Source organism: Arthrobacter sp. Z1-9 (assembly GCF_054792695.1).
The window spans coordinates 2,083,257-2,104,748 of the sequence record NZ_CP096456.1 but is presented as its reverse complement, the minus strand read 5'-3'; the positions used below and the strand labels follow the sequence as shown (position 1 = coordinate 2,104,748).

The 21,492-nt window shown below is 65.8% G+C and carries 22 protein-coding genes and 1 riboswitch; of the genes, 9 read left to right on the top strand and 13 right to left on the bottom strand.

All coding sequences use genetic code 11. The features are described 5' to 3' along the window. Positions 1 to 40: 40 nt before the first annotated feature. Genes M1D93_RS09670 through M1D93_RS09660 form a run of 3 tightly spaced genes read right to left on the bottom strand, consistent with a single transcriptional unit; the run spans position 41 to position 3,432 of the window. Entirely contained in the window at positions 41 to 892 is an 852-nt protein-coding gene (locus M1D93_RS09670) for a transglutaminase family protein (protein ID WP_461174865.1), read from the bottom strand. Beyond that, a complete protein-coding gene (locus tag M1D93_RS09665; RefSeq protein ID WP_079596101.1) occupies positions 889 to 1,815 on the bottom strand; it encodes an alpha-E domain-containing protein in 927 nt (308 codons plus the stop codon). Before M1D93_RS09665 ends, M1D93_RS09670 begins: the two co-directional genes overlap by 4 nt. 60 nt (positions 1,816 to 1,875) lie before the next feature. Then, positions 1,876 to 3,432, bottom strand: coding sequence for a circularly permuted type 2 ATP-grasp protein (locus tag M1D93_RS09660; RefSeq protein WP_461174864.1), 1,557 nt, complete (start codon positions 3,430 to 3,432; stop codon positions 1,876 to 1,878). Between the two features lie 113 nt (positions 3,433 to 3,545). On the opposite strand from M1D93_RS09660, the gene M1D93_RS09655 reads away from it, so the two are divergent. Both M1D93_RS09655 and pepN read left to right on the top strand, forming a co-directional pair. After that, on the top strand, positions 3,546 to 4,601 hold the full coding sequence (locus M1D93_RS09655) for a YeiH family protein (protein WP_461174863.1): 1,056 nt from the start codon (positions 3,546 to 3,548) through the stop codon (positions 4,599 to 4,601). A gap of 19 nt (positions 4,602 to 4,620) precedes the next feature. Continuing rightward, positions 4,621 to 7,269 carry an aminopeptidase N gene (pepN, locus tag M1D93_RS09650; protein ID WP_461174862.1) on the top strand — a complete coding sequence of 883 codons (2,649 nt, stop codon included), beginning with the start codon at positions 4,621 to 4,623 and terminating at the stop codon, positions 7,267 to 7,269. A 78-nt stretch (positions 7,270 to 7,347) separates the two neighbouring features. On the opposite strand, the gene M1D93_RS09645 is transcribed toward pepN, so the two are convergent. The 7 genes from M1D93_RS09645 to M1D93_RS09615 form a co-directional block, all read right to left on the bottom strand. Further along, positions 7,348 to 8,439, bottom strand: a complete 1,092-nt coding sequence (locus tag M1D93_RS09645) for a lipoate--protein ligase family protein (protein ID WP_461174861.1) — start codon at positions 8,437 to 8,439, stop codon at positions 7,348 to 7,350. A 115-nt stretch (positions 8,440 to 8,554) separates the two neighbouring features. Continuing rightward, positions 8,555 to 8,812, bottom strand: a complete 258-nt coding sequence (locus tag M1D93_RS09640; protein ID WP_090956047.1) for a type B 50S ribosomal protein L31 — start codon at positions 8,810 to 8,812, stop codon at positions 8,555 to 8,557. A 142-nt stretch (positions 8,813 to 8,954) separates the two neighbouring features. Beyond that, positions 8,955 to 9,764: a TrmH family RNA methyltransferase gene (locus tag M1D93_RS09635; RefSeq protein WP_461174860.1), complete on the bottom strand. Its 810-nt coding sequence runs from the start codon at positions 9,762 to 9,764 to the stop codon at positions 8,955 to 8,957. 7 nt (positions 9,765 to 9,771) lie between these two features. Then, positions 9,772 to 10,557 (bottom strand): sulfite exporter TauE/SafE family protein, encoded by a 786-nt coding sequence (locus tag M1D93_RS09630; RefSeq protein ID WP_461174859.1) that lies wholly within the window; start codon positions 10,555 to 10,557, stop codon positions 9,772 to 9,774. Between the two features lie 16 nt (positions 10,558 to 10,573). Continuing rightward, positions 10,574 to 11,359 carry an ABC transporter ATP-binding protein gene (locus M1D93_RS09625; protein ID WP_461174858.1) on the bottom strand — a complete coding sequence of 262 codons (786 nt, stop codon included), beginning with the start codon at positions 11,357 to 11,359 and terminating at the stop codon, positions 10,574 to 10,576. A gap of 70 nt (positions 11,360 to 11,429) precedes the next feature. Then, complete coding sequence (locus M1D93_RS09620) at positions 11,430 to 12,119, bottom strand: LmeA family phospholipid-binding protein (RefSeq protein WP_461174857.1); 690 nt, start codon at positions 12,117 to 12,119, stop codon at positions 11,430 to 11,432. Positions 12,120 to 12,261: 142 nt separating this feature from the next. Continuing rightward, a complete protein-coding gene (locus M1D93_RS09615; protein WP_461174856.1) occupies positions 12,262 to 13,053 on the bottom strand; it encodes an NlpC/P60 family protein in 792 nt (263 codons plus the stop codon). Positions 13,054 to 13,056: 3 nt separating this feature from the next. Further along, positions 13,057 to 13,250, bottom strand: a riboswitch (cyclic di-AMP (ydaO/yuaA leader). A gap of 173 nt (positions 13,251 to 13,423) precedes the next feature. On the opposite strand from M1D93_RS09615, the gene serB reads away from it, so the two are divergent. Next, positions 13,424 to 14,317 carry a phosphoserine phosphatase SerB gene (serB, locus tag M1D93_RS09610; protein WP_461174855.1) on the top strand — a complete coding sequence of 298 codons (894 nt, stop codon included), beginning with the start codon at positions 13,424 to 13,426 and terminating at the stop codon, positions 14,315 to 14,317. Positions 14,318 to 14,399: 82 nt separating this feature from the next. Here serB and M1D93_RS09605 read toward each other — a convergent pair whose 3' ends face one another. Continuing rightward, positions 14,400 to 15,161: an SDR family oxidoreductase gene (locus M1D93_RS09605; protein ID WP_461174854.1), complete on the bottom strand. Its 762-nt coding sequence runs from the start codon at positions 15,159 to 15,161 to the stop codon at positions 14,400 to 14,402. 189 nt (positions 15,162 to 15,350) lie between these two features. Here M1D93_RS09605 and M1D93_RS09600 point away from each other — a divergent pair, with 189 nt between their 5' ends. Then, a complete protein-coding gene (locus M1D93_RS09600) occupies positions 15,351 to 15,731 on the top strand; it encodes a DUF5655 domain-containing protein (protein WP_461174853.1) in 381 nt (126 codons plus the stop codon). 24 nt (positions 15,732 to 15,755) lie between these two features. On the opposite strand, the gene M1D93_RS09595 is transcribed toward M1D93_RS09600, so the two are convergent. Beyond that, the gene (locus M1D93_RS09595) at positions 15,756 to 16,481 is read right to left on the bottom strand and encodes a beta-ketoacyl-ACP reductase (protein ID WP_163163647.1); all 726 of its coding nucleotides are present in this window, start codon (positions 16,479 to 16,481) and stop codon (positions 15,756 to 15,758) included. A 152-nt stretch (positions 16,482 to 16,633) separates the two neighbouring features. Here M1D93_RS09595 and M1D93_RS09590 point away from each other — a divergent pair, with 152 nt between their 5' ends. The 4 genes from M1D93_RS09590 to M1D93_RS09575 are packed head-to-tail and all read left to right on the top strand — an operon-like array spanning position 16,634 to position 18,690. Continuing rightward, positions 16,634 to 17,068: a DUF3099 domain-containing protein gene (locus M1D93_RS09590; RefSeq protein WP_461174852.1), complete on the top strand. Its 435-nt coding sequence runs from the start codon at positions 16,634 to 16,636 to the stop codon at positions 17,066 to 17,068. After that, a complete protein-coding gene (locus M1D93_RS09585; RefSeq protein WP_461174851.1) occupies positions 17,065 to 17,334 on the top strand; it encodes a hypothetical protein in 270 nt (89 codons plus the stop codon). Before M1D93_RS09590 ends, M1D93_RS09585 begins: the two co-directional genes overlap by 4 nt. Continuing rightward, positions 17,335 to 18,210: an SURF1 family cytochrome oxidase biogenesis protein gene (locus tag M1D93_RS09580; protein WP_461174850.1), complete on the top strand. Its 876-nt coding sequence runs from the start codon at positions 17,335 to 17,337 to the stop codon at positions 18,208 to 18,210. A gap of 3 nt (positions 18,211 to 18,213) precedes the next feature. After that, positions 18,214 to 18,690 carry a YbaK/EbsC family protein gene (locus M1D93_RS09575; protein ID WP_461174849.1) on the top strand — a complete coding sequence of 159 codons (477 nt, stop codon included), beginning with the start codon at positions 18,214 to 18,216 and terminating at the stop codon, positions 18,688 to 18,690. 132 nt (positions 18,691 to 18,822) lie between these two features. On the opposite strand, the gene M1D93_RS09570 is transcribed toward M1D93_RS09575, so the two are convergent. Then, complete coding sequence (locus M1D93_RS09570) at positions 18,823 to 20,421, bottom strand: ABC-F family ATP-binding cassette domain-containing protein (RefSeq protein WP_163163637.1); 1,599 nt, start codon at positions 20,419 to 20,421, stop codon at positions 18,823 to 18,825. A gap of 258 nt (positions 20,422 to 20,679) precedes the next feature. On the opposite strand from M1D93_RS09570, the gene M1D93_RS09565 reads away from it, so the two are divergent. Beyond that, on the top strand, positions 20,680 to 21,102 hold the full coding sequence (locus tag M1D93_RS09565; protein ID WP_461174848.1) for an SRPBCC family protein: 423 nt from the start codon (positions 20,680 to 20,682) through the stop codon (positions 21,100 to 21,102). Positions 21,103 to 21,492 lie beyond the last annotated feature (390 nt).

The window sequence follows — 21,492 nt, the reverse complement described above, 5'->3', positions numbered from 1 at the left end:
GACGCCCCTCGTGTAGCTGTCATTTGACTGGCCAGGCCGGTCAGGCCAGCTGGGTGATCTCCACGCTGACGTTCAGCGCCGACCCGCCGCCGCCGGACAGGATGCCCTTCAACGGGGGCACATCCCGGTAGTCCCTCCCCCGGGCCACCGTGACGTGGAAGTCGCCTGCGGGCTTGTGGTTGGTGGGGTCCCAGCTGCGCCAGTCACCGTCCCAGAATTCCAGCCAGGCGTGTGACTGCCCGGCCACGGTTTCGCCGATGCCGGCGCTGGACCGCGGGTGCAGGTAACCCGAGACATAGCGGGCCGGGATGCCGCAGCTCCGCAGCGCGCCGATGGCGAGGTGGGCGAGGTCCTGGCACACGCCCTTGCGCTGGCCCCAGGCCTCCTCGGCGTTCGTGGTGACGGCGGTGGAGCCGGACATGTACGTCATCTCACCGCGCATCCACTCGAACACTGCCATCGCGGCGTCGTGCGGGTTCTTCCCTGCCACCACCCCGGGGATGAGGCCAAGGACCTCGTCCCCGGGACCGCTCAGCCGGGACTGGGGAAGCCAGTCGCTGTACGTATTGAGGGTCTCGGGTGAGGCGAGGACGTCCCAGCCCACAATGTCGGACTCGGAGGGGATCTTCTCGGCGCGGTGCACTTCCACCGTGATGTTGGAGACCACCTCGAGGTGCTCGTGCGGCATCTGCATGTCGAATGCCGTGACCCTGGTCCCCCAGTAGTCGCGGTACGTGCTCACTGCTGCCTGCGAAGGCGAGACCTTGACCACCGATTCCAGCACCACCTGCTGGGAATCGGTGAGGGGCGTCATGCGGGCCTCATTGTAGGACAGCGTGACCCGCTTGTTGTACTTGTAGGCCGTCTTGTGCACGATGCTCAGCCGGGTCATGAAACTTCTCCCACCCAGGCCAGTTCGTCTGCCTGATTGAAGTACTTACGGGAAATGGCGTCCGAGGCCTGGGACACTGCCTTCTGCACGCGTTCCATGTGTTCGGGCAGCTCTGACATCAGGTCGTCCGTGCGGTGGAACTCAAGGAACGTGCGGGCCTGGCCCACGATCCGGCGGGCGTCGTTGATGAAGCCCACGCGCTGGGCGGAGGGATCCAGCTTCGCGAGGCATTCATCAGCGTCCCGCAGCGCGTAAACAATGGACCTCGGGAACAGCCGGTCCAGGAGCAGGAACTCGGCGGCGTGCTGGTCACCAAAGGCCGCGCGCCGGGTACGCAGGAAGGACTCGTAGGCTCCGGCGCACCGGAGCATGTTGACCCAGGACATGCCGGCGGACAGGACGTCGCGGGTGGAAAGCATGCGGGCGGTCATGTCGGCCCGTTCCAGGGAGCGCCCCAGCACCAGGAACAGCCAGCTTTCGTCATGGCTCACCGTGGTGTCCGCGAGGCCGCTCACCATGGCGGTGCGTTCCAGTGTCCAGTTGCAGAAGCGGTAGGTGCCCACCACGTCTTTACGGTGCTGGCTCAGCCCGTAGTACGTGGTGTTGAGGCTCTCCCAAAGGCCGGAGGAAACCGTTTCACGGGCGCGGCGGGCGTTCTCCCGTGCGGCTCCCAGCGACCCCGCAATGGAGGTGGCGCTGGTCTTGTCGTAAGCCAGGGCGTGCAGCAGTTCAGGCAGGCCAAAGTCCTCGCTCTGCGGGCGGGCACCCATCACAGCCAGGAGTTCCTTTGCCACGCTTTTGCGTTCATCCATGGGCAGGTGGTTCAGCCGCTCCAGGTGCACATCGAGGATGCGGGCGGTGCCATCGGCGCGCTCCACATAACGGCCGATCCAAAAAAGGGACTCGGCAATACGGCTAAGCATTCGCGGCTACCTCCTGCAGGCCCGACACTGAAAAAGACATGGGAGCGATGGTGCCCCGGCTCACTGCTGTTGCTCCGACTGGCGGTCGCGCCAGTTGCTTTCGACCGGCCACACGGAAACACGCTCGCGGACGGAGATGGACTGCCGCGGCACGGTCTCCACCGGCACTTGGGGCGAATCCGCGAGGACCCAGGTGTCCTTGGAACCCCCGCCCTGGCTGGAGTTCACGATCAGCGACCCTTCTTTGAGCGCGACGCGGGTAAGGCCGCCCGGGAGCACCCAGACGTCGTCGCCGTCGTTCACGGCAAAAGGGCGCAGATCCACGTGGCGGGGGCCAAACTTGTCCCCGCCCAGCGTGGGCACGGTGGAGAGCTGCAGCACCGGCTGCGCGATCCACCCCCGGGGATCGGCGATGACGCGCTGGCGGAGAGCGTCGAGTTCGTCCTTCGAGGCGTCCGGGCCAATGACCAGGCCCTTCCCCCCGGAGCCGTCCACCGGCTTGACCACGAGCTCTGACAGGTTGTCCAGGGTGTACTCGCGCGCTTCCTTCTCCTCGAGGCGGAAGGTGTCCACGTTCGCGATGATGGGTTCCTCGTTGAGGTAGTAGCGGATGAGGTCAGGGACGTAACTGTAGACCAGTTTGTCATCCGCGACGCCGTTGCCCACGGCGTTGGCGATGGTCACCCCGCCTGCCCGGGCAGCATTGACGAGTCCGGGGCAGCCGAGCATGGAATCGGCCCGAAACTGCAGCGGGTCCAGGAAGTCGTCGTCAATCCGCTTGTAGATGACGTCAACGCGCTGCTCACCGGCGGTGGTGCGCATGTAGACGCGGTTACCGCGGCAGATGAGGTCGCGGCCCTCCACCAGCTCAACACCCATCAGGCCCGCCAGGAGGGTGTGCTCGAAGTAGGCGCTGTTGAACACACCGGGGGTCAGGACGACGACGGTGGGGTCGTCCACGCCGGCCGGCGCGGTTTTGCGCAGGGCCGAGAGGAGCCGGCGGGGGTACTCCTCCACGGGGCGGATGAGCTGCTGGCCGAACGCCTCGGGCAGGCCCTTGGCCATGGCGCGGCGGTTCTCCAGGACGTAGCTCACGCCGGAGGGGACGCGCACGTTGTCCTCCAGGACCCGGAAGGTTCCGGCGGCATCACGGACGACGTCGATGCCGGAGATGTGCACCCGGACGCCGCCTGCAGGTTCGAAGCCGTGGACCTGACGGTGGAAGTGTGCGCTGGTGGTCACCAGCTGCCGGGGTATCACGCCGTCGGACACCACGTTCATCTTGTCGTACACGTCGTTGAGGAAGGCCTCGAGTGCGTGCACGCGCTGGGCGACGCCGCGTTCAAGCACGTCCCATTCAGCCGCGGGGATGACCCGGGGGACGATATCGAGCGGGAAGGGGCGCTCCTCGCCGGCAAAGTCAAAGGTGACGCCACGGTCCAGGAACGTGCGCGCCATCGAATCCGCCCTGGCGCTGACATCGGCAAGGGAGAGCTTGCGCAAGGCGTCCGCCACCTGCTCGTAGGAGCCCCGTGCCTCTTGCCCGGGAGCGAACATCTCGTCATAGGCCCCGGTGCGGCCGGCGGCCACCGAGTAATCCTGGAATAGGTCTGACATGTCCAATAGCCAACCATCTTTTTGTTTCGAATTCATTACCGCCATCCATTGTGGCGTGTTGGCGAAGGTGGTGTGGTTCGTGGATTCCGTGTCCTTTCCGGCACAGTAGGTGAGTGCCAGTCAGTAGAAGCCTTCCTACCCCGCACCCGGGCATCCCCGGGAGGGCTGACCGGTTGCTCCCGGGCCTGGCCACGGCGGCCGTTGCCCTGGCCGCGGCCTTCCTGGTCCACTGGCTCGTTCCCGTTCTCCCCGTCATGACCCTGGCGGTGGTCCTGGGCGTCCTGGCCGCCAACCTGCCGGCCGCTGGAGTGTGGACTGCCGGCAGGGCGCGCCCGGGGCTGGACTTCGCCGGCAAGCACCTGATGCGCGGCGGGATTGTCCTGCTGGGGCTGAAGGTGAGCGTTATGGACGTCCTGGGACTGGGCTGGCTGGCCCTGGTGCTGATCGCGGCGGTGGTGGCGGTGAGCTTCGGCGGAACGTACCTGATCTCCCGGCTGTTCCGGCTCCCGCCGGTGACATCGCTCCTGGTGGCCACAGGGTTCTCGATCTGCGGTGCGTCTGCCATCGGCGCCATGGCGGCCGTCCGCCGCATCCGGCACGTGGACACCGTCCTGCCGGTGGCGCTGGTAACGCTCTGCGGGACACTTGCCATCGGGGTTATGCCCCTCCTGGTGCATCCCCTGCAGCTCAGCGCGCCGGTTTTTGGCGCCTGGACGGGCGCTTCGGTGCACGATGTGGGCCAGGTGGTGGCCACGGCGCAAACTGCTGGAACGACGGCGCTGGGCATCGCCGTCGTCGTCAAGCTCACCCGGGTGCTGCTGCTGGCGCCCGTGGCGGCATTGGCGGGTGCGCACCAGCGGCTGGTTTCGAAGTCGGGCCCAGGGGTGGAGGGCGGGGACACGAAACTGCCGCCGGTAGTGCCCCTCTTTGTCCTGGGCTTCATGGCCATGGTGGCCCTGCGCTCCACCGTTTGGCTCTCCGCAGGCTGGCTCGAGGCCGGAGCAGCCCTCCAGGACATCCTGCTCGGCGCAGCACTGTTCGGATTGGGTTCCGCCGTGCGCGTGCGCACGCTGCTCCACACCGGAGGCCGTGCGCTCCTGGCCGCCCTCGCGTCCTGGCTCCTCATCGCCATCCTGGGACTTGCCGCCGCCCTGCTGATCGCCGCCTAACCCGTGATTAGATAGCCGGGTGTCACATGAGAATCTGCAGCGCGACGAAGCCGCCGGACGTTCAGCCCTGATCAGCACCACGAGCTACGACGTCTCGCTGGATGTGCGCCAGGCTGAGGACCCGGCCGTGACAGGCTATCCAACCCGCAGTGCCATCACCTTCTCGGCGGCACAGCCCGGTACCTCGACGTTCCTGGACTTCATCGGCGACGTCCACAGCGTGTCCTTGAATGGCCAGGAACTCCGTGTGGAGGACGTGGTGCACGGCGCCAGGATCAGGCTGGACAACCTGCAGGCCCGGAACGAGGTGACCGTCACCGGGACCGCCCGCTACAGCCGCTCCGGCGAGGGCATGCACCGGTTCGTGGATCCGGCAGACGGCCAGTGCTACCTCTACACCCAGTACGAGCCCGCGGACGCCCGCCGGGTCTTCGCCAACTTTGAACAGCCCGACCTCAAGGCCGCCTACACCTTCCATGTGACGGCTCCCGCCGGCTGGCAGGTCGCCTCCAATGGTGCTGAGGTGGAACGCACCCTTCTTGCCGGCGCCCCGTCCGCGGCGTGCTGGGACTTCGCCACCACCAAGCCCATGTCCACCTACATCACCACGGTGTTGGCAGGGCCCTACTTCAAGGCGGAGGACCGCTGGCAGGCAACACTCGACGACGGCACCGCCATGGACGTGCCGCTCGCCCTGTACTGCCGGGTGTCAATGGCGGACTCCTTCGACACGGACGAGCTGTTCCGGCTCACAAAGAACGGCCTGGACTTCTGCAACCGGCTCTTCGACTACCCCTACCCCTGGGGCAAGTACGACCAGGCCTTTGTGCCCGAATACAACCTCGGCGCCATGGAGAACCCCGGCCTGGTGACATTCACCGAAAGCTACGTCTTCACCTCGCGCGCCACGGACGCGCAGTACCAGGGCCGGGCCAACACGCTGATGCACGAGATGGCGCACATGTGGTTCGGCGACCTGGTGACGATGCAGTGGTGGGATGACCTGTGGCTCAAGGAATCCTTTGCCGACTACATGGGCACCCTGGGCGTGGACCGCGCCACCGACTGGGACACCGCGTGGGTGAACTTCGCCACCAAACGCAAGGCCTGGGCCTATATCCAGGACCAGCTGCCCACCACGCACCCCATCGTGGCGGACATCCCGGACCTCGAGGCCGCCAAGCAGAACTTCGACGGGATCACCTACGCCAAGGGCGCGTCGGTCCTGAAGCAGCTCGTGGCGTATGTGGGGTTCGAGGCGTTCATCGCCGGCTCCCGTGGGTACTTCCGCAAGCACGCCTACGGAAACACCTCCCTGGCCGACCTGCTGGCGGCCCTCAGCGCTGCTTCGGGCCGGGACCTTGCCGGGTGGGCGGAGCAGTGGCTGAAGACCTCCGGCATTTCCACGCTGTCCCTCGACATCGCGGCAAATGCAGCAGCGGACGACGGCGTGCTGGGCCGGGTGGCAATCGTTCAGGAGGCTACGGATCCCGCCACCGGACGCGAGGAATCCCGCCCGCACCGCCTGCGCGTGGGCTCGTACAATTTCGCTGCCGACGGCGCGCTGGTGCGCACCGGAAGTATCGAAACCGACGTGGCGGGTGCACGGACTGAACTCCCGGAACTCGCAGGGCAGCTTCGGCCGGCGCTCCTGCTGGTGAATGATGACGACCTCACGTACGCCAAAGTCCGGTTGGACCCGGCATCCGAGGCGACGGTCCTTGCCTCACTGGACCGGATCGTGGACCCGATGGCCCGTGCCCTGTGCTGGACGGCGCTCTGGAACTCCGCCCGCGACGGTGAAAGTCCTGCGGCCCGGTACGTTAACGCCGTTGCTGCGTTCGGACCGGCTGAGCCGGGCATCGGGGTCCTGTTGAACATCCTCGACAACGCAAGCACCGCCGTCGAACGCTACACCCCTGTCCGGGAGCGGGGTCCGCTGCGGGCTGCCTTCCTGGCCACCGCCGCCGCTGAACTCGACCGCGCCCGGCCCGGCTCGGACCAGCAGCTGGCCTGGGCCCGGACCCTCGCCACCGCCAGCAGGCACGATGGCGCCCTGGTGCCCCGGCTGAAGGGCCTGCTGGACGGTACCGCCCCGGTTATCGCCCTGGCCGTGGATGCGGAGCTGCGGTGGCACCTCTGGCATGCCCTGGCGGCGAACGGCCAGGCGACGGCGGCGGAACTGGACGCCGAGCTGGCCCGTGACACCACGGCCTCAGGACGGGCCGGCCACGCCACAGCCATGGCTGCCCGGCCGGACCCGGAGGTCAAGGCGGCAGCGTGGAACAAGGCCGTTCGAGGTAGCGAACTGTCCAACCAGCTGCTGACCGCCACCATCTCCGGGTTCACGACGTCCCCGGCAGAACTGCTGGAGCCTTACGTGGAGCCGTACTTTGAGTGGCTGCGCGCAATCTGGGACGGGCGGAGCATCGAGATTGCCAGCCGGATTGTCCGTGGCCTGTACCCCCTGGCGCAGGATTTGGCCGAGGTCTCGGAACCGGCGGACCATCCCGTCATCCGGCGCACGGACCAGTGGCTGGCCGAGAACGCAGAGGCGCCCCGTGCACTGCGCCGCATCATCGTGGAGCAGCGCAGCCACCTGCTGCGGGCGCTTACCGCGCAGGCCGCCGTCGTCAAAGCCCCATTTTCGAGCCCTTCTGCGCAGTGAAGCCCCGCCCCGGTGCGCAGGGGCAGCCCCTGCACACCGAACCCCGACGGTCAACGGCAGTTACGGTCCAATTGAAGTTCAGGGGACCCGGTGGAGCCATTCGTCGGTGCCGAACTTCGTGCCGACGCGCTCCCGCGCCGTGGCCAGTTCGCTCTCGGTCAGCTCTGATGGCGTAGCACCATACCGCTCGGTGAAGACCTCCATCATGGCCGCAATGATCTCGGCGCGGGCAAGGCCGGTCTGGCGGCGGAGCGGGTCCACCCGTTTCTTGGCGCTGCGGGTGCCCTTGTCCGAGAGCTTTTCCTTGCCGATGCGGAGCACTTCCACCATCTTGTCGGCGTCGATGTCATAGCTCATGGTGACGTGGTGCAGCATGCCGCCGTTGGCCAGGCGCTTCTGCGCCGCGCCGCCGATCTTGCCCTGGTCCGTGGCGATGTCGTTCAGGGGCACGTAGAACGCGGTGATGCCCAGCTTCTCGAGCGCGGACATGACCCAGGCGTCCAGGAAGGGGTAGGAGTCGGCGAAGCTAAGGCCGTCCACCAGGGTCTGGGGCAGGTACAGCGAGTACGTGATGCAGTTGCCTGCCTCCATAAACATCGCTCCCCCGCCACTGATACGGCGGACGACGTTGATGCCGTGCTTCGCCACGCCGTCGGGGTCCACCTCGTTGCGGTAGGACTGGAAGCTGCCGATCACCGTTGAGGGCTCCTGCCAGTCCCAGAACCGGAGCGTGGGGTTGCGGCGGCCGGCGCCCACTTCTTCGGTGAGGACCTCGTCGAGGGCGACATTGATTTCGGTGGGCAGGACGGTGGGCGGGATGAGGTTCCACTGGTGGTCCGCCCACGACGTGGCTTTGGCCAGGGCTCGGCGGACCGCGATGGCCACGGCATCCGGTGAAAAGCCGAACAGGGCTGCGCCTTCCGGCAGCGAAGCGGTAACGGCGGCGGCAAGCTCGGACGCCGTCGTCGTATCCGGCAACCCCGCCAGCCCACGGTTGATGTCCAGGAGTGCCTCGTCAGGTTCCAGGAAGAAGTCGCCGCTGACGGAGACGTCCACCAGCCGGCCGTCCACGACGTCCAGGTCGACCACCACGAGCTTGCCGCCCGGGACTTTGTACTCGCCGTGCCGGCGGGATGTGGAATCAGCAGCTGGAGCGGGCGTGGCAGTCATGCCTCCCATCCTGCCCCAGAATGGCGCGGCCCCTGAAACGATGCCGGCCGCTAACGCGAAAAGCCCGCACCGTTGCCGGTGCGGGCTTTCCCTGTGAAGCTCGGGGGGAAGTGAATTACTTCTTGCCGCCGAAGCCCTTGAAGCGAGCGTTGAAGCGCTCGACGCGGCCTGCGGAGTCCATGATGCGCTGCTTGCCCGTGTAGAACGGGTGGGACTCAGAGGAGATTTCGACGTCGATGACCGGGTAGGTGTTGCCGTCTTCCCACTCGATGGTCTTCGAGGAAGAAACGGTGGACTTGGTCAGGAACTTGACGCCGGAAGCCAGGTCGTTGAAAACAACAGCTTCGTACTTCGGGTGGGTATCAGACTTCATAATGGGACCTTTGTTCGCACAACTGGATTTTGCCAGCTGCCAGGTATGAATGGGATGGCCGCGTTCCGTGCCGTAAGACGCAGGGCAGCCAGCTATCAATAATAGCGGATAACCAGGGTGCCCGCGAACTGCCCGCCGGCCCCTAATCCCGGGGACGCAGTTCCCAGAAGGCAACGGCTGATGCGGCGGCAACGTTCAGCGAATCCACACCGTTGCGCATGGGGATCTTCACGGCGAGGTCGACGGCGGCGAGCGTCTCCGCGCTCATGCCGGCTCCTTCAGTCCCCAGCACCAGGGCGAGCCGCTCCGGATTTTGCGCAGCGACCGCGTCCACGTCCTGCGCATCCTCGGTCAGCTCCAGGGCGGCAACGGTAAACCCCTGCTCCTTGAGCACGTGGAGGTCCTCCGGCCAGTTGGTCAGGCGGGCCCACGGCACCTGGAACACAGTGCCCATGCTCACGCGGACGCTTCGCCGGTAGAGGGGGTCGCCGCACCGGGGCGAAACCAGGACTGCGTCGATGTCCAGGGCGGCGGCCGAACGGAAGATGGCGCCCACGTTGGTGTGGTCCACGATGTCCTCCAGGACGGCCACCCGCCGCGCTCCCGCCAGCAGTTCCGGCAGCGGAACCGGCGCCGGACGCTGCATTGCGGCCATGGCTCCGCGGTGCAGATGGAATCCGGTGATCTCCTCCAGGAGGGCCGGCTTGCCGATGAAGGCGGGGACCTGGGGGTAGGCGCCCAGGATGTCCTGGAGGTCATCCAGCCATTTTTCCGCGAGGAAAAATGACCGGGGCTGGTGCCCTGCGGCCAGGGCGCGGCGAAGCACGCGGGAGGATTCGGCAATGTACATGCCCTCGGCCGGTTCGCGAAGCTTCCGCAGGTGCACGTCCGTGAGCTGAGTGTAGTCGGACACGCGGGGGTCCGCGGCGGACTCAAGATAGTGGATTGTCACCGGGTGATTATTTCAGCAGATTCGCCGTCATGAATCCGAGGGCCACCAGGCCCAGGACGAAGATCACACCGCGGAGCACTGCCGGGGAAAGCCGCCGGCCCACCTTGGCGCCCAGCAGACCGCCGATGCTTGAGCTGATGGCGATAAGCAGCACCACCAGCCAGTTGATCCGGTCGAACGCGAACAGCAGGTAGGAGATGGCTGCCACCAGGTTCACGCCCAGCACCAGGATGTTCTTCATGGCATTGGCGTTCTGGATGGTGCCGGTGAGGAACACACCCAGGATGCCGACCAGCAGGATTCCTTGGGCGGCGACGAAGTACCCGCCGTAAACACCGGCCAGATAGACGAGGACCACCAGGAGAACGGTGTGGCGCTTGTCCCGTACGGCGTGCTCCGGGTTTTCCTCCCGGTTGCGGACCCAGGCCTGCATGCGGGGTTGGAACACCACCATCAGGAGGGCCAGGACCAGGAGGACCGGGGCGACGTAGTGGAAGACCTTTTCCGGGAGGTGCAGGAGCAGCCAGGCGCCGGAAATGCCGCCCAGGAGGGACGCCGGCAGGAGCCGCATGAGCTGGCGGCCGCGGCCTTTCAGTTCCCGGCGGTAGCCGAAGGCACCTGCAGCGGTACCAAAAACAAGGCCCATGGCATTGCTCATGGAGGCGACAACAGGGGTGACACCCAAGGCAATGAGGACGGGAAACGTCACCAGGGTGCCGGAGCCCACCACGGCGTTGATGGTGCCGGCCCACAGGCCGGCGATGGACACAAAGATGCTGCTGAGTAGGTCCAAGCTGCTGGGTGCCGCTTTAGCGGCGTGCGACGGCGGTGTACCGGCCGGCGTTGACGGTCACATCCAGGTCCAGCCCGAAGGTGGTGCTGAGGTGTTCGGCGGTCAGCACGCCTGTGATGGGACCGGCGGCAACCACTCCGCCGTCGCGCATCAGCATGGCGTGGGTGAAGCCCGGCGGCACTTCCTCCAGGTGGTGGGTGACCAGGACCATGGCAGGTGCTGCCTCGTCCCGTGCGAGTTCTCCCAGCTTGTGGACGAGTTCCTCGCGGCCGCCGAGGTCCAGGCCGGCGGCGGGTTCATCGAGCAGCAGCAGCTCCGGATCGGTCATGAGGGCGCGGGCGATCTGGACCCGCTTGCGCTCACCCTCCGAGAGTGTGGCAAAGGTCCTGTTAAGGAGCGGACCCATCCCCCAGTCGTTGAGCAGGCGGAAGGCCCGCCGCTCGTCGTCGCGCTCGTATCCCTCACGCCAGCGGCCCGTGACGCCGTAAGCGGCGGTGACCACGACGTTGAGGACGTTCTCGTGTTCGGGGATCTGGGTGGCGAGGGCTGCGGAGGAAAGTCCGATGCGGGGGCGGAGTTCAAAAACGTCCACCCGGCCCAGGATTTCGTCCAGGATTCCGGCCCTGCCGCTGCTCGGGTGCATCCGGGCGGCTGCGATCTGGAGAAGAGTGGTTTTGCCGGCGCCGTTCGGGCCGAGGATTACCCAGCGTTCGCCTTCGTTGACTTCCCAGTCGATCTTGTCCAACAGGGTCTTTTTACCTCGGACAACGCTAACGGAAGCCAATTCCAGAACATCACTCATAGGAGTAGACACTAGGACAAAAAAGAGGCTGACTGATAACCGGTGTCGTGCCCGGACAGGACGCGTGAAGTTACCGGACGAGCCGGACGTTCTCTCCCCGGAGGTTGGCCCGGAAACCGTCACCTTGAACGGCGACGTCGTGGAGCACGAGGCCTTCGGGCAGGCCCTCAATGTCATGCTCTATGGTTACGAGCCGCCGCACGACGGCGGCGGTGGCGCCGGAGAGGAAATCCGGCCCGCCGAAGTCAATCGAGCGTGGCTCGACGACGAGCCTGCCGGCCTGAACCTCGACAGTGCCGGTGGCTATCACACGCAGTTCACGGCCCAAGGCCTCGACGGTGCGAAGCACCATGGCCTGGCCGCCGTCAGCGGCGCGGACCTCGGTCCCGTTGCCAAGCTCCCCGGCGACAACCTCGAAGGGCACGGTGGCATCTACAGTGAGCCGGGAAGCGACCGGCCCGTCCGGGCCCGTGGTCACGTCCTGCCCCACAACCCGAACGTCGCGGAGCGTCGAGCCCGCGGCAACCACTGTCCCGGCATCCAGCGAAAGGTCGGCCAGCCACACCTCGTCCTCGCGCAGGTCAGCGGGAGGCCCTGCATCGGGCATACGTTCGGCGCCCGCCGTCGGTGACGGCACAGGCCCTGCCTCCCCCGCGGCCGGCTCGCTCACTACCCACCAAAGGACCGCAGCCGCGAGCCCCAGGACGAGGAGCATCCCAAGTGCACCGATCAGCCAGTCCTTCGCGCGCGTCCACTCCATCGGGACAGTCTGTCATTGGGCAGTCACAGGTGACGGCATGGTTTCAGGAGAAACCCCTGTTTCCGCAGACATGCTGAAGGCCGGTGATTCATCGCCCCCAAGGCGTTGAATCACCGGCCTTCATCAGTTTTATTCAGTCTGTTTAGCCGGCGCGGACGAAGGTGACGGCGCCCTTGGAGGTCATCCAGGTCAGGGGGTGGACGGCGGTTTCGTTCCTGCCGTTCAGGCCGGAGCTGAGAACCTGCCCGTTGCCGACGTAGATGCCCACGTGGCCGGACTGGACCACCATGTCGCCGGCCTGGGGATCGCTGACGACGGTGCCGTAGTTCAGGAACTGCATCGGCCCGAGGTCACCGACGGGAATCCCTGCAGCATTCAGGGCGTTTTCGACCAGTCGTGTGCAGTCCTGGATCATGCCGATCTGGGCGTATGCCGAGGAAACCATGATGGCGTTGATTCCGCCTGCTGCCGGGGCGGGAGCGGGGGCAGCGGGAGCGGCAGCAGCCGGGGTGACGGTGACTTGGGCCTTTGCCGGCGCAGCGGCCTGTGTCTTTACCGCAGCAGACGCCGCAGGAACGACGGCCTTGGGGATCTCGACGGCGACCGGTTTGGGGGCTTCCACGACGGGGGCAGGAGTGGTCTTGACGGCGGGACGTTCGAAGGAGATCTGCACCGTGGCGTCTGCGCTGAGCGGGGTCTGTACCTGGCTGGTGACTTCCAGGTTCGAGGCCGGCTCGGCTTCGCGCTGGGTTGGGGCGTCTGCTGCCTGGGCGGCGATGCCGCTGGTCAGGACGAGGCCGGAAGCGGCTGCGATGACGGCGGCCTGGCGGCCTACACCGCCGGCGTGGCCGGCGACTGATTTGGACAGGACCGCCAGGGGGCTGGTGTGGACGGGGACCGCGCGGCGGCGGCCGTGAGCTTTGCCATTGGGCATAAGAGAGCCTCTCCCACTGCCTGCGAGGTTAGCTGTCGGATTCGGATGGGAGACACCCGGCCGTGATGGTGCACGAAGGCACCAGGCACGGCTTCACCCCAAGGACTGCCGGAAGCAGGCCGTTATTGGGTTCCCCGTCTCTGCCGGACGATTTTGCGAACGGATCCCGGGCAGCGGCAGAGTTAGGCAAGTCTGCTCAGGAGTGCCGTATTAGGAAATACCGGCACGGCTTCAGACCCTACGTCACAAGAGCCCCATCTGTCACATTTGCATAACGGCAGGGGGAAAGTTGTAGCTCGAAATGGCAGGCAGGGTAGCCGTCGTGCAATGAATTCAAGGCACCGCTCCCCCGCTGACTAAGATTGCAGGCATGACTTCGAACGTGACCGCCGTCAGCTATGGCCTGAATGTGACCCCAACCGGGCTGGAGCAGCTGCGTTCCGTCCTCACTGGACAAGGGGCCGCCCTGCTGTCCGAAACGGACCTTGGCGACGAGCGGTACCAGGTCCATGTGGCTGAACTTCAGCTTCCGGACGCCACCGCGGCCGGAATCGCGGCGCTCCGCCACGCCGTCGCCGGGTCCTCGATCGCGGGACTGGACACCGCCCTGGTCCCCAACGGCCTCCGCTCGGCAGAACGCAAACTCCTGATCATGGACGTGGACTCCACCCTGATCCAGCAGGAGGTCATCGAACTCCTCGCCGCCTACGCCGGGAAGCGCGAAGAGGTGGCTGCCGTCACCGAAGCTGCCATGCGCGGAGAACTGGACTTCACCCAGAGCCTTCACGCCCGGGTGCAGGTGCTCGCAGGGCTGCCGGCCGACGTCGTCCGTTCCGTCCGTGAAGAAGTGAAACTTAGCGAGGGGGCCGCCGAACTCGTGGCAGCGTTCAAGGCCGCGGGCCATGTGGTGGCTGTGGTCTCCGGCGGGTTCAACCAGATCCTGGAGCCGATTGCCGCAGAGCTGGGCCTGGACTACTGGCAGGCGAATGAGCTGGAAATCGTCGACGGTGCCCTGACCGGCAAGGTGCTGGGCGCCGTGGTGGACCGGGCGGCAAAGGAAAAGTACCTGCGCGAATGGGCAGCCGCCGAAGGCATCGCCCTCGAGCACACCGTGGCCGTGGGCGACGGCGCCAACGACCTTGACATGCTCGGCGCCGCCGGGATCGGCGTCGCGTTCAACGCCAAGCCTGCCGTACGCGCCGTGGCCGACGCCGCCGTCAACATGCCGTACCTCGACGCCGTCCGCCACGTCGCAGGCGTCTAAGTCCCGCTTAGGAGACGAAAGAGGCCCACGCCCTCAGCATTCCCCTGACGGCGTGGGCCTCTTTCGCATTGCGTTGCGGGGCCTAGCTGGCCTGGCCGGCGCCCTTGCCGAAGTAGTCGGCGCCGCCTGCGTATTCGGTGTGGCCGGACTCGACATCGGCGGTAACCATGCTGGCCACCACCTCAGCGAACTCTTCCACGGAATACAGCTTGCCTGCTTCTGCCCTGCGCGCTTCGATGGCACCCGGGGTGGAGCGGTCAAGGAGCGTTGCGGTGACGGTTCCCTCGATCATGTCGCCGGATACAACCACCAGGGTGATGCCCTTTTCGGCGAGGCCGGGAACGAGTTCGCGCAGTGCGTCCTCGCCGGCACGCTTGCTGCGGGCCACGGGCTCGTAAGCCTCCATGGTGGGCACGGTATTGATGAAATGGGCCTGGTGGCTGGTGACGAACACCACGCGGGAGCCTTCCTTCATCAGGGGCACGGCTGCGTTGAGCATGTTGACCTGGGCGTCGCGGTTCAGCTTGAGCGCGTAGTCCTCGCCCATGCCGGTTTCCATGCCGCCGGAGGCATTCAGCACCAGGATGTCCAGCGAGCCGAAGTTTTCCATGGCGGCGGAGGCCAGGGCCTGAACGCCTTCCTGGGTGGTGAGGTCGGCCCCCACGGCGACGGCACGCCCACCGGCGGCCTCGATTCCCTGCACAACCTTGTTGGCGCGCGGCGCCTTCTGGCGGTAGTTGACCACGACGGCGGCACCCTGGCCGGCGAGGATCTTCGCCACTTCTGCGCCGATGCCACGCGATGATCCGGTGACGATGGCGGTCTTGTTGTCCAGCAGTCCCATACGAGCTCCCTTTGTTCGAAACGTCTAAATCGCTGAAGGTCTGCAGTCCATCATGCCAGCGGCCGCTGCCGATCCGCTTGTGCGACCCCCACAAAGAAGGCGGCGACGGCTAGTTGGGCGGATCGGGCCCGGGCACCAGGACCCGTCAAGCGCGCCTCCCGGAAGAATGACCGGGCGTAAGCTCCCCCTATGGAAAAGCAGGCGGATGCGTCCGGTGGCGCGTCCACTCCAGAGCAGGTGTTCAGCGGCTCTCCGGAAGGATTGCAGATCTGCGCGGCCGTACAGCATGTCATGCCGCCTCAGGCAACAATGCGGACCACCGCCAGCCAGGTGGCTTTTCGGAACCGGCGCGGGTTCGCCTATGTCTGGAACCCGCGCCGATACCTGAAGACCACCGTTCCGGCGGTGCTGTCCATCGCCCTGCCGCGGCGCCTGGACTCGAGCCGCTTCAAGGAGATCATCAGTCCGTCCGCCGGAATCTGGATGCACCACCTGGAATTGAACGGCGTCGACGAGGTTGACGGCGAGGTGGCAGATTGGCTGGCGGCGGCGTTCGCTGCCGCCGAATGAGGGCTTTGTTGGTCCGCTACCGGGTCAGTGGCCCATGCCCAGGCCGCCGTCCACGGGAATGACAGCGCCGGAGATGTAGGCGGCTTCCTCGCTGGAGATCCAGCGGACCACGTTGGCAACCTCCGTGGCTTCGGCAAAACGGCCCGCCGGAATGCTGGACAGGTAGTCCTTCTGGGTGGCTTCAGGCAGTTCAGCGGTCATGTCCGTGTTGATGAAGCCGGGGGCCACAACGTTCGCGGTAATGCCGCGCGAACCCAGTTCGCGGGTCAGGGAACGCGCAATGCCCACCAGGCCGGCCTTCGAAGCGGAGTAGTTGATCTGGCCCGGGGCGCCGTACAGGCCGGACACGGAAGAGATCAGGACCACGCGGCCCTTGCGCAGGCGGATCATGCCCTTGGAGGCACGCTTGATGACCCGGAACGCGCCGGTCAGGTTGGTGTCGATGACCGACGTGAAATCGTCCTCGCTCATGCGCAGCAGCAAAGTGTCCTTGGTGATGCCGGCGTTGGCCACCAGGACCTCCACCGGTCCATGCGCAGCTTCCACTTCCTTGAAGGCTGCGTCCACGGACGCCTCATCGGTGACGTCCGCCTTGACGCCCAGAATTCCCTCCGGCAGCTTGGACTCGCTGCGGTAGGTCACGGCCACCTTGTCCCCGTTGGCCAGGAACGCTTCGGCGATGGCCAGGCCGATGCCGCGGTTGCCGCCGGTGATCAGGACGCTGCGGGGTGCGGTGGCTGCTTCAGTCATGAAAAAGGCTCCGGATTTCTGCGGCAGTGGACCGCGGTGGAAGAGGGGTGATTTGGCTGACTTCGATCTTAGCGTCAGCCCCGGGCCTGGTTTGGGTGGCACTGCCGTTGGTGAGAGAATTGACGTAAGCCTTTGGAGCGTGATCAACCACCGTGACCCTTGAAAACCATGCGGGACAATCCGCGCCTGAAGAACCCGAGCGGTTCTCCGGCGATTCGGAAGTCCACAGCATCACGGAAGCCGCGGGAGCCCATTCCGAGGACATGCACCAGCGCATGGTCAAGTACGCGCTGGCCATGGGAATCCGCATGGTCTGCCTGATCCTGATCTTCGTGGTGGACGGCTGGCTTAAGCTCGTTATGGTTGCCGGGGCTGTGTTCCTGCCATGGATTGCGGTTGTTATCGCCAATGGCAACGACACGGCCGAGGGCCACAGCGACCTGCTGCTGGATTCTGCACCTTTGGCCGAGATTGAAAGCCCGCCCGCTCCGATCCCCGAGGATGAGCACGGCAGCGAAGTCCTGCAGGGCGAGTTGATTGATGACGACGACGAAACACCATCCGGGCAGGAGCGAAGGGCATCATGAGCATTTTTGACTTCGCAGCGGGAACCGATCCCAAGATGGCGGAAGCCGCCGCCATCTGCTCGCGGAAGGCGTGCCGCGAACAGGCAGCCTGGCAGCTCCAGTGGAACAATCCAAAGATCCACTCCCCCGAGCGCCGCAAGACCTGGCTGGCCTGTGCAGACCACCGGGACTGGCTGGAGGATTACCTGCAAACCCGCGGGCTGTGGAAGGAAACCCTGCCGCTTGCGGACCAGGGCGTATCCGGTGCCCTGGAGCAGGACAGCTGAATGTACCGTTTCCTCTTCTCCAGCAAGTGGCTGGGCTATCTCCTGTTGGCTGCCATTTTCGCGTCCGCCTGCGTTTTCCTGGGCCGGTGGCAGATGGACCGCCGCGCGGAGACCTTGGCCGAAATCAACCGTGTGGTGACCAACTACTCGGCCGCGCCAATCCCTTTCGCTGAGGCCAGGGAGCAGTTCAACCGGCTGGACCCTGCCATGGAGTGGACCCAGGTGGAGCTGCAAGGCTCGTACCTCGCCGGGGAGCAGCGCGTCGTCCGGAACCGTCCGCTGAACGGCCAGCCGGGCTATGAGGTGGTTGTCCCCTTCCGCCTCACCACCGGCGAAACGGTAGTGGTTGACCGCGGGTGGCTGCCCATCGGCAACAACAATCCCGGCAGCCCCGATTCGGTGCCCGCCCCTCCTGCAGGCGAGGTGACCGCCGTCGTGCGTTTGAAGCATCCAGAGCCGGAACTGCAGCGTGGTGCACCGGAAGGCCAGCTGGCCTCCATCGACCTCGCGGCCTACTCGGCGCAGCTCGGATATCCCCTGCTCACCGGGGCCTATGGCCAGCTCGCCTCCGAGACTCCGCCTGCCGTCGAGATGCCACTGCCGTTCCCGAAGCCGTCCATCGAGGAGGGCACGCACCTGTCCTACTCGCTGCAGTGGTTCGCGTTCGGCGTGCTGATGTTTGTGGGCTTCGGCTACGCGGCCCGCCAGCAGGCCCGCAACGCAGCGATCGACGCCGAGGACGACGACGATGAGCCCGGCCGGCCAGTCCATTCCGCCGCCGCGTCAGCCCGCCGTCGTCCGCCAACTCCACGCAAACGCAAGCACGCAACCTCCGAAGAAGAGGAAGACGCCCTCCTGGACGCGCAGGGCTACTGACGCATGACAGGGTACGACGGCGGACCGGTCGGCCGAGTGAGCTCAGCGTTGGTGCGCTCCGGCGTGGGCGACACTGTGCGGACCTTTCCGACCGGAGTCCCGACAGCGGCCGCGGCGGCGGAGGCATTGGAATGTGACCTCGCGGCAATCACCAACAGCCTGATCTTCGACCTCAACGGGGAGCCCCTGCTCATCCTAGCCAGCGGTGCAGCCCGTGTGGACACAAAGCTGGTGGCAGAGCAGTTGGGGGAAGGCCGAATCCGCCGGGCCTCCCCCGATTTCGTCCTGAAGCACACCAGTCAGCATGTAGGCGGAGTAGCACCAGTTGGCCACCCCGAAAAGATCAGGACCATACTGGACGAGTCCCTCCAGAAGCACGAGCTCCTTTGGGCAGGAGCAGGCGACCACAACTCAATGTTCAGCATCACCTACCGGCAACTTAAAGAAATAACCGAAGCGCTGGAACTGAAGGTGCGCTGAAGCGTAAAAGGCTCCAGAGGCACGAACGAAGCGGCGTAGGTGATTTATGTAGCGTGCGTCAGAGGCGAGGAACGAGCCAGCACGCGGGAAATCACCTGCGCCGCGAAGCGGAGCCAACCGGGGAGGGAAGGCTTACGCCAGGGTGATCAGGTCCAGGTAGTCTTCGTTCCAGTGGTCCTCGACGCCGTCAGGCAGCAGGACGACGCGCTCGGGGTTGAGGGCTTCGACCGCCCCTTCGTCGTGGCTTACCAGGACGACGGCGCCGCTGTAGTTCTTGAGGGCGCCCAGGATCTCGGCGCGGCTGGCGGGGTCGAGGTTGTTGGTGGGCTCGTCCAGGAGCAGGACGTTGGCGCTGGAGGCCACGATGGTGGCCAGTGCCAGGCGGGTCTTCTCGCCGCCGGAAAGCACGCCGGCGGGCTTGTCGACGTCGTCCCCGGAGAACAGGAAGGAGCCCAAGATGCCGCGCACCTCTGCGTCCTTCATGTCGGGAGCAGCGGACCGCATGTTTTCCAGGACGGTGCGGTCGACGTCGAGCGTCTCATGTTCCTGCGCGTAGTAGCCCACCTTGAGGCCGTGCCCGGCGATCACGTCACCGGTGTCGGGCTTGTCCACGCCGGCCAGCATGCGCAAAAGGGTAGTCTTGCCGGCGCCGTTGAGGCCGAGGATAACAACCTTCGAGCCGCGGTCGATGGCCAGGTCCACGTCGGTGAAGATCTCCAGTGAACCGTACGACTTGCTGAGGCCTTCGGCCGTCAGCGGAGTCCTGCCGCAGGGTGACGGGTCCGGGAAACGCAGGGCTGCCACGCGGTCCTGCTCGCGGACTGCTTCCAGTCCGCTCAGCAGGCGCTCTGCGCGCTTGGCCATGTTCTGCGCTGCGACGGCCTTGGTGGCCTTGGCCCGCATCTTGTTTGCCTGGTCAAAGAGGACCTGGGCCTTTTTCTCGGCGTTGGCACGTTCCCGCTTACGGGCACGCTCGTCGGTTTCGCGCTGCGTGAGGTAGCGCTTCCAGTCCATGTTGTAGAAGTCGATCTGCGCGCGGTTGGCGTCGAGCAGGAAGACTTTGTTAACGGTGGCTTCGAGCAGTTCGGTGTCGTGGCTGATCACGATCAGTCCGCCCTGGTGGTTTTTCAGGAAGTCACGAAGCCAGGCGATGGAATCGGCGTCGAGGTGGTTGGTGGGCTCATCGAGGAGCATCGTCTCGGCATCCGAGTAAAGAATCCGGGCCAGCTCCACGCGGCGCCGCTGGCCACCGGAAAGCGTCTTCAGCGGCTGGTTCAGGAGACGGTCCGGCAGGGCGAGGTTGGAGCAGATGGCGGCCGCCTCGGCCTCGGCCGCATAACCGCCGGCCGCCAGGAACTCGGACTCGAGCCGGTCATAACGGTTCATGGCCTTGCGCTGGACCGCGGCGTCCTCGCTGGCCATCTCTTCATGGGCCAAACGGAGTTTGCCGACGGCGATGTCCAGGCCGCGGACGGACAGGATCCGGTCCCGGGCGAGCTGCTCCATGTCAGGGGTGCGCGGATCCTGGGGCAGGTAGCCGATCTCGCCGGTGCGGGTGACTTTGCCGGCGGCGGGGAGTCCTTCGCCTGCGAGAACCCGTGTAAGCGTCGTCTTCCCGGCGCCGTTGCGGCCCACCAGTCCGATCTTGTCTCCCTTGTCGATGCGGAAGCTCACCTGGTCCATCAGGAGCCGGGCGCCGGCACGCAGTTCAAGATCCTGGACAGTAATCACAGCAGGTAAAGCCTTTCACAGAGGGATAAGCCGCAGCCCAGAGCGTCTGTGGTGGGCGTGGGCGGCAATGGCCGGAGAACGGCCCATCCAAGTCTACCGTCCACACCTGCGCTGTAGAACCGCAAGCCGGGTGGGAGCTGTACGGTTTCGGTGCCGGGCAGGGATCGCGTTTGCGCCTGCACCATGTCGGGCAGGGAAACGAAGAACTGCAATACTCTGACAATGGCCGTCTACTTTGAGTGCACAACGCGGACAAGCATGCCCAGACTGGAGCTGTTTGACCTTGCCCGGAGTGTCGACGCCCATAAGGAATCGATGGCGAAGTCCCGTGAGGAAGCCATTGCCGGTGTGACGTCCGGCCTCATCTCGCTGGGCGACGAAGTAACGTGGCGGGCCTGGCATTTCGGCCTTCCGCTACAGATGACGAGCCGGATCAACGAGTTGCAGCAGCCTGACTATTTTGTTGATGAACAGGTTCGGGGACCGTTCCGGCGGTTCCGGCACGTGCATGAATTTACGGAGCATCCCGCCGGGACCTTGATGGTGGACCGGATCGAGTTCGCGGCCCCCTTCGGACCCGTGGGGCGGCTCGTCGAAAGGCTGGTCCTCGCCGGCTACCTGCAGAAACTCATCGAGGCGCGCAACCGTCACTTGGTAGGTGCTGCCGCTCGCGGGCATTAGCTGCGAGAACTGAAACTGATCGCGCCCCGGGCAGGCTCCTGCGCCAATCGGAGCCCCAAGGTCGAGGAACCCGTCGGCGTGCAGCCACGTGGCAGCGGTGGCGGCGGGCATGTGCCAAGGATTTCCCAAGCGACGCAGGCGAAGCTTGGACCACGTTGGGGCCACGATGGTTGCGCCAACGAAGTTTAGGGCAAGCAGGTGGCGGAAGGGGCACGATGTTCCGCAATGACATAGGAGGCGCCATGCATCCTCAACCAAGCCAATTCACCAATCGAAACCTAAGTCGCCGCCAGTTCGGATTAGTGCTCAGTGGCGGCGCTTTCCTGCTGCTGGCTGGCGGTACCTATGGAATTTCCGGACGGAGTCGGGAGAACATCACCACAAGCGTGG